Origin of the sequence: Lysinibacillus sp. RS11, from assembly GCF_042019215.1 — a bacterium.
GTDB lineage: Bacteria > Bacillota > Bacilli > Bacillales_A > Planococcaceae > Lysinibacillus > Lysinibacillus xylanilyticus_A.
Genome location: NZ_CP168124.1, coordinates 3,454,372 through 3,466,430, shown reverse-complemented (window position 1 = coordinate 3,466,430; position 12,059 = coordinate 3,454,372). Strand labels below are relative to the sequence as shown.

General features: G+C 35.7%; 9 protein-coding genes. 3 read left to right on the top strand and 6 right to left on the bottom strand.

The window, feature by feature from the left end:
- Window positions 1–94 precede the first annotated feature (94 nt).
- The 6 genes from AB9L17_RS17830 to AB9L17_RS17805 form a co-directional block, all read right to left on the bottom strand.
- Complete coding sequence (locus AB9L17_RS17830) at window positions 95–955, bottom strand: DUF6612 family protein (RefSeq protein ID WP_068983800.1); 861 nt, start codon at window positions 953–955, stop codon at window positions 95–97.
- Between the two features lie 429 nt (window positions 956–1,384).
- Window positions 1,385–1,669 carry a cytochrome aa3 quinol oxidase subunit IV gene (gene qoxD, locus AB9L17_RS17825; protein WP_068983799.1) on the bottom strand — a complete coding sequence of 95 codons (285 nt, stop codon included), beginning with the start codon at window positions 1,667–1,669 and terminating at the stop codon, window positions 1,385–1,387.
- Entirely contained in the window at window positions 1,669–2,268 is a 600-nt protein-coding gene (gene qoxC / locus AB9L17_RS17820) for a cytochrome aa3 quinol oxidase subunit III (protein WP_068983798.1), read from the bottom strand. Before qoxC ends, qoxD begins: the two co-directional genes overlap by 1 nt.
- A 1-nt stretch (window position 2,269) precedes the next feature.
- Entirely contained in the window at window positions 2,270–4,213 is a 1,944-nt protein-coding gene (gene qoxB, locus AB9L17_RS17815) for a cytochrome aa3 quinol oxidase subunit I (RefSeq protein WP_068983797.1), read from the bottom strand.
- 27 nt (window positions 4,214–4,240) lie between these two features.
- Window positions 4,241–5,194: a cytochrome aa3 quinol oxidase subunit II gene (gene qoxA, locus AB9L17_RS17810; protein WP_068983796.1), complete on the bottom strand. Its 954-nt coding sequence runs from the start codon at window positions 5,192–5,194 to the stop codon at window positions 4,241–4,243.
- 823 nt (window positions 5,195–6,017) lie between these two features.
- Window positions 6,018–6,860, bottom strand: coding sequence for a DUF2785 domain-containing protein (locus AB9L17_RS17805; protein WP_068983795.1), 843 nt, complete (start codon window positions 6,858–6,860; stop codon window positions 6,018–6,020).
- A gap of 613 nt (window positions 6,861–7,473) precedes the next feature.
- Here AB9L17_RS17805 and AB9L17_RS17800 point away from each other — a divergent pair.
- From AB9L17_RS17800 to clpX, 3 genes are all read left to right on the top strand, one after another.
- Complete coding sequence (locus tag AB9L17_RS17800; RefSeq protein ID WP_068983794.1) at window positions 7,474–8,463, top strand: hypothetical protein; 990 nt, start codon at window positions 7,474–7,476, stop codon at window positions 8,461–8,463.
- Between the two features lie 113 nt (window positions 8,464–8,576).
- Entirely contained in the window at window positions 8,577–9,866 is a 1,290-nt protein-coding gene (gene tig, locus AB9L17_RS17795) for a trigger factor (RefSeq protein WP_068983793.1), read from the top strand.
- Window positions 9,867–10,580: 714 nt separating this feature from the next.
- A complete protein-coding gene (gene clpX, locus AB9L17_RS17790) occupies window positions 10,581–11,852 on the top strand; it encodes an ATP-dependent protease ATP-binding subunit ClpX (RefSeq protein WP_068983792.1) in 1,272 nt (423 codons plus the stop codon).
- The last annotated feature ends 207 nt before the right edge of the window (window positions 11,853–12,059 follow it).

The window sequence follows — 12,059 nt, the reverse complement described above, 5'->3', positions numbered from 1 at the left end:
AGAATTCTTATAATCAAATAAAAAGAAATCTGCATGCATTCCTATAGAAGCAAGCAGATTTCTTTTTTATAGCTTTGAAGATAGCTATGTTTAATTATTGTCCAGGTGTTGCTGCTTTATCGATAATGTCTTGTGGAATGTCGATTGTTTTTAGATGATTGAATTCAGTATAAGTTACAACTGATTTTGTTGAAGTTGAAATTTCTTGGTCTTCAACTTTCATTTTCAAATCAAAATTCATATCCATTTTTTCAGTATCGAAAGTTTCTTTATCGATTTGTAGAACGTAGTTTATTTTATCGATTGTTATGTTATCAAGTGGATTTTCTTCAAGACCAAGGTCTTTCATTGACTTTTGCATTTCAGAATCGATAAGTTCTTTAAATTTATCACCTTTTGCGTCTAAAGTTAAAATATATGCATCATCATTTTGCTCGAATTTGAAATCACCAATAAACTCTTTAAGCTGTTCTAATTGTTCTTTAGCGTTTGCAGATGATGCAGTTTGCTCTAAAATTGCATCAAACTGTTCGCTTGGTAATTTAAACCAGCTTTCAGTTGTTGGATCTTTCATGAAAAAGCCTTGTTCCTTCTTCATGTACATATCGATCGGCATATCCATAGTTTTTTTATCTTCACTAGCCATATCAGGCACTGTCATTGATCCTGTAATGTGCGCAGCAAGTGGATCAGAAATTACATCCATCTCCATTTTTGAATCCATGGCAATCTCCATAGCTTGATCACCTGATCCAGCTTTTGTTTTTTGTGACATCTCCATTGTTGCACTTACGCTTTTAATGTCAGCTTGGCGTTCTACTGCTTTGTCATATACTTGCTCTAAAGTGAGATCACTTTTTTTAGATGTGTCTTTCGTTGGGGTAGCGCTACTGTTACAAGCTGCTAGTGTTAGTGCTAGTGCTCCAACACTTAAAACTTTAAAAACTTTCTTCATTAATTTCATCTCCTATTCATAATAAAAAACAATATCTATTAGTATACATTACTATAAAAGGAAAAGTTTCGTTATTTTGAAAAAAATACTATTATAATATTAAAATAATAGTAAATACCTAATGTATACCTTTATTAATATGGCCTTCTTGCACACTAAGTACAAGAAAAAATAGTACATGAATAATAGTGTTGTTTCAAAAATTCATATAGCTTTGTATTGCAATAGTGCTGATACAAATGGCTAGTAGATCAGTTTCTTGCGATAGGCTCCAAATGATTTGAAATAGGTGAGCTCAGTATGTAGTGTTGATCCAGTGTTCGAGGCTTAATTGCTTGTAGAGTAGGAGATATTGTTCATTTAATGAAAATACTATTTGTCAGAAAAGAAAAAGCCGAGAAAATGAAATCATTTTCTCGGCTTTTTTTATCAGTTATAGCCCCAGATCATTGCGAATAATGTACCTAGGATTGTAACAACACCTACGAATACTGCATATAAAATCGTTATATATAACGTTTTCTTATCTTCAGATTCACCGATGTGCATGAATAATACTAATTGTACAGTTGCTTGTGCAATAGCAGTTACTAGTAAAATACCAAATGCCATGTTAGCAGACATATCAAACTTAACAACAGCTAAAGCTACAACTGTTAGTAATAGTGAGAAGGCGAAGCCCATCACATGTTGTTTTGGGAATAATTCCTTCATCAGCTAATCAGTCCTTTCAAGTAGACGAAGCTGAAGATGAAAATCCAAACAACGTCTAGGAAGTGCCAGTACAGTGAGAAGATAAACGCTTTGTTAGCCGTTTGTGGGTTTAAACCACGTTTTGCTACTTGGATTAAAATTGCAACGCCCCAGAAGAAACCGAATGTTACGTGGGCACCGTGCGTACCAAGTAAAGTCATTAATGCTGATAAGAATGCGCTAGTTTGAATTGTAGCACCTTCATGAACATAAGTGACAAACTCATCAATCTCAATACCTAAGAAGCCAAGACCTAATAGAAGCGTGATGATGAAAAACGTCATCATAGCTTTTTTATTACCAAGGCGCATTGCATGAACACCTAGGCCAATTGTGAAACTACTTGCTAATAATAAGAATGTTTCCCATAATACTGGTGTTAATTCAAAAATTTCAGCGCCATTCGGGCCACTACCTGTACGTGTATGAAGTGTGAAATACACTGTAAATAGTGTAGCGAATAACATGATTTCGGCACCAAGGAAAATCCAGAAACCAAAGATTTTCAGGCGATTTTCCTCTGTACTATATTCTAATGGAAGTGAAGAATCGATTTTCATTTTATTTATCACCTCTCAAGCTTTTTTCAGTTGCCATAACTTCTTCAACTGAAATGTAACGACCATGATCGTCTTCAAATGAACGATGTATCATAAAGCCAAATACAAATAGCATACTAATGATGGCTGGAGTCCATAGACTAAATACAGCGAAGAATGCTGCAAGGAAGAAGAATCCACTCATCCAGAAAGGTGCGCCAGTGTTGTTAGGCATATGAATTTTTTCGATCTTACCTGCTGTAATATCGCGACCTTCTTTTTTAGCGAACCAGAATTCGTCTAAACGTGAAATAGTCGGAACTACTGCAAAGTTGTATTCAGGAACTGGAGAATGAGTAGCCCATTCTAACGTACGACCATCCCAAACATCTGCTTTTTCGTTGCGAGGCATATGTTTCCAGCTGTAGTAAATATTGTATACGATTAACGCAAAGCCAACAGCAAGACCAATTGCACCTATGAACGATACCATGCTTAATGGACCATATCCAGTTGACTCAGAGTAAGTGTACATACGACGAGCGTAACCATCTAAACCTAAAATAAATAGAGGGAAGAAAGCAACGTTGAAGCTAATTGCGATAAACCAGAAACCAGCTTTCCCTAGTTTTTCATTTAATCGGAAACCGAACATTTTTGGCCACCAGTAGTGGTAACCTGCAAGTACACCGAATACTGTACCTGGAATTAATACATAGTGGAAGTGGGCAACTAAGAACATCGTATTATGATATTGATAGTCCGCACTAGACATTGCTAGCATTACCCCTGTAACCCCACCAATTGTGAAGATTGGAATAAAACCAAGTGCATAAAGCATAGGGGTTGTAAATTGAATTTTACCGTGCCTCATTGTGAGCAACCAGTTAAATATTTTAACCCCTGTCGGAACAGCGATCGCCATTGTTGTAATAGAGAAGAAGCTGTTTACCATAACGCCGTGACCCATTGTATAGAAATGGTGGGCCCATACTAAGAATGATAGTAACGAAATAACAACCATACTCATAACCATTGATTTATAGCCGTATAAGTTTTTACGTGCAAATGTCGCAATGATTTCTGAGAAAATACCGAATGCAGGTAGGATAACGATATAAACTTCAGGATGTCCCCAAACCCAGAATAGGTTGGCCCAAAGCATGTCCATACCACCATTTTGCATTGCAAAGAATTGTGTACCGAATTGACGGTCTAACATCATTAATGCAAGCGCTACAGTTAACACTGGGAAAGCGAATACGATAATAACGTTTGTAATTAAAATTGACCAACTAAACATTGGCATTTTCATTAATGTCATACCAGGTGCACGCATTTTAATGATTGTCGTGATGAAGTTAACACCAGTCAGTAACGTACCAATCCCTGATAATTGTAAAGCTAAAGAATAGTAGTTGTTCCCGACAGTTGGACTAAATTCTGTCCCTGCTAGTGGGAAGTAGGCTGTCCAACCAGTATCTGGTGAACCACCAATGATAAATGATAGGTTTAGTAAACCGCAACCAGCTGCAAATAACCAGAAGCTGACTGCATTCAGACGTGGGAAGGCAACGTCACGTGCACCAATTTGCAGTGGGATAACAATGTTCATTAAACCAATTACGAATGGCATTGCCATGAATAAAATCATGATTATACCGTGTGTTGTAAAAATCTCATTATAGTGTTGTGCATCAAGAAGTCCATTATCAGGAACTGCAGTTTGTGCACGCATTAACAATGCATCGATACCACCGCGGAATAGCATCAAAAGTGCTGTGGCGATATACATAATACCGATTTTTTTATGGTCAACAGTTGATAGCCAGTTTTTGTAGAAATAGCCCCATTTTTTGAAATAAGTAAGGCCAACTGCGATAACCACTGCTCCAACTATGATACTAATAGCTGCCCCCATAATCATCGGTTCTTTCAGTGGATGGAAAATTTCTTCCATGCTCATTGGATGCGCTCCTTTCATGTTTAAAAATTAATGTGAATGTGTTTCTTCAGACTTTTCTTGTGAGTGATCCTCATGGTTCATTTTAGAATGATCCATTTCATCTTCAGACATATCCATATCACTATGATCCATGTCACCCATTTTCATGTGTTCACTATGTTCCATAGGAGCAGGTCTAAATTCTAAGTGTGTAGATGAATAGCTTGAACGACCAACATGTTCTGCTTTTAATAGTTCATCAAATTTTTCTTCTGTTAATGGTTTTTCGTTTGCCTTTACATCGGCAGCCCATTTATCGAAGTCTTCTTGTGTCATCGTTTGTGCTTCAAATTCCATTTCAGCAAAACCACGACCACTGAAGTTAGAGTTACGACCCATGAATGAGCCAATGTCATCTGCTGCAAGGTGAATAGTTGTTAACATGTCACTCATCGCATATTTTTGACCAGCTAACTGAGGAATCCAGAAACTTGTGATTGGTCCGAATGAGTAAAGTTTGAACTCAATTGGACGGTCGATAGGCATATTAACATAGTTAACAGTTTCGATCCCTTGCTCTGGATAGCTAAAGTGCCATTTCCAGTTAGAAGACGATGCATAAATAACAAGTGGCTCTTTATTGTCATAACCTTCAGGTTGAGACTCTACTGTACTTGTTGTTTTTACTGTAACAACTGCTAGGAATGCTACGATGATAATTGGAATAACTGTCCATATTATTTCAAGCACGTGACTTCCCTCTTCGTGAGGTGGCTCATAATCGGCAGGTGTTTTTGAAGCACGGTATTTAGTTAGCATAACTACTAAAAGCACGTACACGACTAGTAATATAAAGGCCATTGTAATAATGGATAAAATAATTGTGTCTGATAATGTTTTAGCGTTTGGACCTTTTGTATCAAAGACTGTTAGCGGTTCACAGCCAGTAAGAATTGCTAATGCACCAAATGCTATAAACATTAAGCTTAACTTTTTCTTCATGTTTGTCTCCTTTCTATAAAACGGCTATTCATAAATTTCATGTGTTTGAGTATTGATTCGAATTTATAAATAGTGGGTAAATAAGGTCACCTCTTTTAATTGTCGTACCAATCAAATAATCAGAAATACTTACAATGATATGGTTCAATATGAAACATTGAATCTAGTATTTGATTGGTCTTGTGCAAGCGTTCGCAAAGTTATGAATCTGTGCAACCGATTTTTAGACTATGTTGTCAAAATCGAGAGACACAAATGTTGATGTTTGCAACAGTGATTATACGCCTCGTTTCGAAGAAAAAAAATTATTTTGTTATTGAATTAATAGCAAAGAAGGGGTGAATATGAACATTTTTTGAACAAAAAATGTTATTTCAATATTGGTATTATTGTGTTTTATAAAATAAACACTGTTAAAACGTTGAAAATACTGAGTTTATCATCTTTAACTAAGTAAATAGTTTTTTTTGTGAAAATATCATTTCACATTTTAGACGTCAATTTGTAATAAAATCAGCGCTAGTTTAAGGGATTGAATGCTTTTTTGTTGCGTTTTTTTAAAAAAAGGAGTAGATGAAAAGCGGTGAAAAGGATATATCAGGATATATTCTCAATGTAAGGAATGAATGCTAAGGGATTTATTGGGAACTGATATTAATTATGTTAATATAACTACTTAATACCATATATTGGAGGTGATATGTTTTGTCTGAAAAGTAAAAAATTGTATCAGGGTGAAAAGCAAACTAAGAATATTCCTAGTTTGCTAAATTTAGGTTATGAGGACGAAAATAGATGTTCTAAGCAGAAAGAACGTGAATTTTTATGCCCCTAGCTTTAGCCATTTTGCTACTTGTCCATAGATAGTATTTTGAAGTTTTGGGGCTAGGTTATTCATTTTTAAGGCAAAATACAATGTTTTCATTAAATTTAATGTGCATGTACGTCCACTAAAAAAGGATTCGTTATAGCCTTGTGTCATTAAATGAATTTCAAATTTATCGAATACTTGCTCGATAAATTCTATTAATGCTTCCTCGGAGTAGTCACAAGTCAATAACGCTTCAACTATATTAACTAAGCGTTCCTCTTCATCGTTGACAAAGACAGTACCTTTCCATGAAACAAGTTTCAATGCATGTAAGATTGAAGGTGCATGTTGTAAATCAAACTTAGGATGTTTAATCGTCATTGCTGCTAAATCGGCACCATGTGCAATACTATGCGCCCACCCCTTGTCTTGAACATGACCTCTCGTATCTTTTTCCAATAATAAATAACGACCAATCTTTTGAAAGAAAATTTGTAGACGATCATCATTTAAAATCAGTAGTTCGGCATCCTTTGCAAGAAGATTTGCTACAAGTAAAGCAGAAAACGAACGTGTAAAGACACTATCTGTCATTTCTTCGCCTATGTTTCTATATAAAAAATCGTCGCTTGTCGTTGTATCAAATAAATTTTGTAGCTGTTGAGTGCTCAGTAAATTGTCGCTGAGTAAATCGATAAAAGTACGATAAATTAATTGGTCTCGTAGTTCTGCATCTGGTGAACCGATGTGTGTTAACATTTCTTGTAACAACCAATCGCCTTCTTGTAACATAAATTGTTGGCGTGCTGAATGTGTCATAGTTGAAAATGATTGTAATGCATTTTTGATATTCATATATAATTCCCCCGAAAGTTAAGTTAGGTTCTCTATAAAAGCAATTTTTATTAAGTGTTTCTTAAAGATCACTTGTCATTGCCACTACTTTTATTAAATTGCTTACTATGGAGCTAAGTCTTTTCATTATAGCCTTTCAAAGACAAGTTTGCTGAATTGTGAAGTTTTCTAGTGATATAGGAGTATATTTACAATGGGAATTCCAGAATCTATATAAAGTTGATATGATAGAAAAGCAACAAAAAGGGATAGACTTATGAAGGGTTGCACAATAGCAAGACATACCACCTATTTTAAATGTGTCTCTTCCTGATTCCGATATAACGGCTGACTTTATACCGAACAGCCATTCACTATAATGAAAATTCGGTTAATAGTGCTGTAAGATTCGTTACATATTTTTTTGTCGATACTTAGAGCAATGACTTTTCGTTAAAATAAACAAGGGTTAGAAATTGATCACGGAAAGTTGAAGCTGACATTTGTTAAAATGAATGCCGTGTAAGTGGATTGGCGTGAAGAGTTTGTGACTCTTAGGGTCAATCACCCCCACGTTAGGGTGATGAGCTAGTATATGACCTAATAAGAAAATAGTAGTAAAGAGGTGAGGGGAATGACAAAACGAAAACGACATGTTATAAAACATGACAATATTGTTGTATTTCCTGGTGCTATTCAAACATTAATACGTGAAGCACATATGTATGCGGAAAATTATCAATATGAAGAGGCAGTGGCAAGCTTTGAAAAAGCATTTTTATATGAAGATGGAGATGAATTAGCATTAAGTGCCTATGCATATGCTTTATACGAATTAAAGGCATACGATAAAGTTAAAAATGTTTGTGAGCAATTGCTTGCTATGGGAACGACATTATATGTGGAAGTAATGGAACTGTATGTTACTGTATGTATGCAGCTAAAGGAATTCCATCAAGTCGAGTCGTTAATTACGACATTAATTGAAGAAAATGCATTTCCGATAGATCAGCTAGAGAAATTTGAACGTTTGAGAAGCTTGAATCAAGAAGTAGCTAAGAATCTCCAAAAAAAAGAAGATGCACAACGATTATTAGAAGAGCAAGAATTCGAACTGTCGAAATTTAGTGCATTAACACCAGACGAACAATCTATTCGATTACATCGCTTAATGGATACGAATGTACGACAATTAAAAACAGCATTGAAAGCTATTATTGAATGTCCAACGATCCATCCATTTGTCCAGAGCTTAGCACTAATATTATTAGTGGAACAAGAAGTCTCAATTGAGATTACTGTTTCAAAGTTTAATAAAAAAATGACTATTAATCCTATTAATTTAGTACTACCAAATCAGTTGCCGCAGTATGGGGAAGTGAAAAAAATAATTGAAAGTAAATTAGAGCAAGACCCATCGACGCAGGAAATGGTACAATATTTAATGGCAAAGCATGCCATTGTGACGTTTCCGTTTGAATGGCACTCATTCGAAGCTGATGATATTGCCTATGGTTATATTGACTTTGTACAATCCATGCTTGGAAAAGTGCAGGAAATGGACTATGAAATCATCGACTTTTTACAAATGTTAGAAAAACTCACAGAACTACATGAAGTATGAAATAAGTTGAAACTATACGCATCTATGTTATACTAAAATGGTTGTCAAAATCGTAGTTACGAATGAATTGTCTAACATTTTAAACTTGATTATTTATTTGGAGGTATTTATACATGTCAGCAAAATGGGAAAAACAAGAAGGTAATATCGGTACTCTTACAATCGAAGTACCAGCTGCAGAAGTAGACGCAGCAATGGATCAAGCATTCAAAAAAGTTGTAAAACAAATTAACGTACCAGGTTTCCGTAAAGGTAAAATGCCTCGTAAAATGTTTGAACAACGCTTTGGTATCGAATCTTTATACCAAGATGCATTAGAAATCATCGTTCCTGAGGCTTATTCAAAAGCGATCGATGAAGCTGGTATTATGCCAGTTGATTACCCAGAGATTTCTGGTACAGAAAACTTTGTACATGGTAAAGATTTCGCATTCACTGCTCAAGTAACTGTTAAACCAGAGCCAAAACTTGGTGAGTACAAAGGTTTAGAAGTTGCGAAACTACCAGTAGAAGTTACTGATGAAGAAGTAGAAGCACAAATTCAAGATCAATTAGCTCGTAAAGCAGAGCTTGAAATTAAAGAAGACGAAGCAATCGTAGAAGGCGATACAGCTGTTATCGACTTTGAAGGTTTCGTAGGTGAAGAAGCGTTTGAAGGTGGTAAAGGTGAAGACTACCCACTAGAAATCGGTTCTGGTTCATTCATCCCAGGATTTGAAGAGCAACTTGTAGGTGTGAAAACTGGCGAATCAAAAGACGTAGTTGTTACTTTCCCAGAAGAATACCATGCAGCTGAATTAGCTGGTAAAGAAGCTACTTTCAAAGTAACTGTAAAAGAAGTTAAAACAAAAGTTCTTCCAGAATTAAACGACGAGTTCGCTAAAGAAGTAGACCCAGAAGTTGAAGGCGTTGAAGCTTTACGTGCTAAAATCAAAGAGCAAACTGCTAACCAAAAACAAGCAGAATCAGATGCAGCTCTTCGTGATGAATTAGTAGAAAAAGCTGCTGAAAATGCAGAATTCGAAGTGCCAGCTGGTATGATTAACTCTGAAACTGATCGTATGTTACAAGAATTTGGTCAACGTTTACAAATGCAAGGTATGAACTTAGACCTTTACTATCAATTCTCAGGTCAATCAGAAGAAGATTTACGTGGACAAATGAAAGAAGAAGCAGTAAGCCGTGTACGTGTATCTTTAACACTTGAAGCAATTGCTGAAGCAGAAAAAATTGAAGCAACTGAAGCTGATATCGAAGCTGAATTAGAAAAAATGGCTGCTCAATTCAACATGACAAAAGAGCAAATTACAGGAGCTTTAGGTGGTACTACAGTTCTTGAAAACGACATTAAAATTCAAAAAACAGTTGAATTTTTAGTAGAAAACGCTAAAATTACTGAATAGGATTTTTTTGTAACTGGATAGATAAATGAAAACAAGGTACGGCATTAAACCGTGCCTTGTTTTATCACATATATTTTGTTTAGGTTGAGCCAGATTCCCCTTTAGGTTTGGTTGGACATAGTTACTAGATGTTACGACTACTTTCACCGCAAAAAGCATTCTCCCAAAGGAAGTACTTTTTTGAAGAGGGGATAAGCAGAGCCTTTACACTTCTCTTATACATAGTATTGTTTGACTTTTCACACGATGCTAAATTTTAACTTCATTACAGCAGAGCAGAGCTTAGTTTTTTATCTTCATTCAGTGGGTGTCCAAACATCTACTGAATGAAGATAAAAAATGTCTCACTCTTCCAAATGAGATACAATGCTCTGAAGGTTTAAACTATACAGCAAATACATCCTCTTCTGAATGAAGTTAAGCCTCTGGCAAATGTAAAAGATTTTAAGAAAAGCGTAAGTTCTCTGGTTGCTATGAGTTTCTGAAGAACGAGTAAGTTACACATGTGTGGAAATGAAAGGTATAATTGTAAATTCATCAATTATAATAATGATTAGCTTTACGGTAAATATCAGTGTTTCCGCACTATGCATGTCGTAAACATATTTTAAAATCTCGAACCATAAACGCCGTGGTGTAAATGGGTGCAGACAATTTATTTGATAAAGATTCAATAATCTTGTAAGATTGTTGCTTGAATAGGGGTGAAACATATTGTTCAAATTTAATGATGAAAAAGGCAATTTAAAATGCTCATTCTGTGGAAAGCCACAAGAACAGGTGCGTAAATTAGTTGCAGGTCCTGGTGTTTATATTTGTGATGAATGTATCGAGCTTTGTTCAGAAATCGTTGTAGAGGAACTGGGCGTTGAAGAGGAAATTGAATTCCAAGATATTCCAAAACCAAAAGAAATCTTAGCGATTTTAGATGAGTATGTAATTGGACAAGAACGTGCTAAAAAAGCTTTAGCAGTTGCGGTTTACAATCACTACAAACGCATTAATACGAATAGTAAAATTGATGATGTAGAATTAGCAAAATCGAACATTGTGTTAATCGGCCCAACTGGTAGCGGTAAAACTTTATTAGCTCAAACATTGGCGCGTATATTAAATGTTCCTTTTGCTATTGCGGATGCTACTTCTCTAACAGAGGCTGGCTATGTAGGTGAGGACGTTGAAAATATCTTATTAAAATTAATTCAATCGGCAGATTACGATATTGAGCGTGCTGAAAAAGGAATCATCTATATTGATGAAATCGATAAAGTTGCGCGTAAATCTGAAAATCCATCTATTACACGTGATGTATCAGGTGAAGGTGTACAACAAGCCCTTCTTAAAATTTTAGAAGGAACAGTTGCGAGTGTCCCACCACAAGGCGGACGTAAGCACCCTCATCAAGAGTTTTTACAAATCGATACTACAAACATCTTATTCATTGTGGGTGGAGCGTTTGATGGAATAGAATCCATTATTAAACGTCGTCAGGGTGAAAAAGTAATTGGCTTTGGTTCAGATCCAAACAAAATCGATGTGGATGAAGGCTCAATAATGGCAAAGCTAATTCCAGAGGATTTGTTGAAATTTGGTCTTATACCAGAATTCATCGGTCGATTACCAGTACTTGCAAGTCTAGAGCAATTAAACGAGGCTGCGCTTGTTCAAATTTTAACGGAGCCTAAAAATGCACTAGCTAAGCAATATCAAAAAATGCTTGAACTCGATGGTGTTGAGCTTGAGTTTGATGAAGGTGCCCTTGCGGAAATTGCAAAAGAAGCAATTGAACGTAAAACGGGTGCACGTGGTCTTCGTTCAATTATTGAGTCAACAATGCTTGATGTAATGTACGAATTACCTTCACGTGAAGACGTGAAAAAATGTATCATTACTGCAAAAACAATTACGGATAAAGAAAAACCGAAATTGCTTCTTGAAGATGGCACGGAACTCGATGAAGGTAGCGACACAAAAACTTCAGCATAACGAACAGCGTGGCTGTCTATTGTTATGAGATAAAGAGTAATTTAGCTGACTTCGATTGTGCAATATTCGCACATATCGATAGTCAGCTTTTTATTCATTCATACATAAAGCCGGCTATAAAAAATGAAATTTTTGGCTCGCTTGATAAACTAGTGTGAATCGACTTTTTAGACACATACTAGTAGCGCGGGATGTGAACAAGAAAAT

Bases quoted from the DNA above. Each gene is read 5' to 3' on its own strand.
- AB9L17_RS17800 (WP_068983794.1), top strand. From the start codon at position 7,474: ATGACAAAACGAAAACGACATGTTATAAAACATGACAATATTGTTGTA.
- qoxB (WP_068983797.1), bottom strand. From the start codon at position 4,213: ATGAGCATGGAAGAAATTTTCCATCCACTGAAAGAACCGATGATTATG.
- qoxC (WP_068983798.1), bottom strand. From the start codon at position 2,268: ATGAAAATCGATTCTTCACTTCCATTAGAATATAGTACAGAGGAAAAT.
- AB9L17_RS17830 (WP_068983800.1), bottom strand. From the start codon at position 955: ATGAAGAAAGTTTTTAAAGTTTTAAGTGTTGGAGCACTAGCACTAACA.
- qoxA (WP_068983796.1), bottom strand. From the start codon at position 5,194: ATGAAGAAAAAGTTAAGCTTAATGTTTATAGCATTTGGTGCATTAGCA.
- tig (WP_068983793.1), top strand. From the start codon at position 8,577: ATGTCAGCAAAATGGGAAAAACAAGAAGGTAATATCGGTACTCTTACA.
- qoxD (WP_068983799.1), bottom strand. From the start codon at position 1,669: ATGAAGGAATTATTCCCAAAACAACATGTGATGGGCTTCGCCTTCTCA.
- AB9L17_RS17805 (WP_068983795.1), bottom strand. From the start codon at position 6,860: ATGAATATCAAAAATGCATTACAATCATTTTCAACTATGACACATTCA.